Source organism: Pseudomonas sp. I8001, assembly GCF_013385345.1.
In the GTDB taxonomy this organism is placed as follows: Bacteria; Pseudomonadota; Gammaproteobacteria; order Pseudomonadales; family Pseudomonadaceae; genus Aquipseudomonas.
The window spans coordinates 1-538 of the sequence record NZ_JACAQC010000077.1 but is presented as its reverse complement, the minus strand read 5'-3'; the positions used below and the strand labels follow the sequence as shown (position 1 = coordinate 538).

The window sequence follows — 538 nt, the reverse complement described above, 5'->3', positions numbered from 1 at the left end:
GGCATGGTGTCACGCGCGTATTCGATCTCCAGCTGAGTCCCTTGCAGGATCATCTGGGTCGCTTCTTCCTTCATCTCGGCATCCCACAGGTGCGGGTTTTCGATTTTGATCTGGTTGATCACATCGATACCGAAGTTCAGGTGCATCGACTCATCCCGCAGGATGTACTGGAACTGCTCGGCCACGCCGGTCATTTTGTTGCGACGGCCCATGGACAAAATCTGGGTAAAGCCGCAGTAGAAGAAGATGCCTTCCAGTACGCAGTAGTAGGCCACCAGGTTGCGCAGCAGCTCTTTGTCAGTCTCAACGGTACCGGTTTCGAACTTCGGATCGGAGATCGAACGGGTGTACTTCAAGCCCCAGGCAGCCTTTTTGGCGACCGATGGAATCTCGTGGTACATGTTGAAGATCTCGCCTTCATCCATGGCCAGCGATTCGATGCAGTACTGGTAGGCGTGGGTGTGGATCGCTTCTTCGAAGGCCTGGCGCAGGATGTACTGGCGGCACTCCGGGTTGGTGATCAGGCGGTACACGGCCA

Annotated in this window: 1 protein-coding gene; it reads right to left on the bottom strand. The window is 55.8% G+C overall.

Annotated elements, in window-relative coordinates:
* Positions 1-538: ribonucleotide-diphosphate reductase subunit beta (locus tag HX839_RS31450; protein WP_177068225.1), on the bottom strand; the 538-nt coding region annotated here is incomplete at both ends.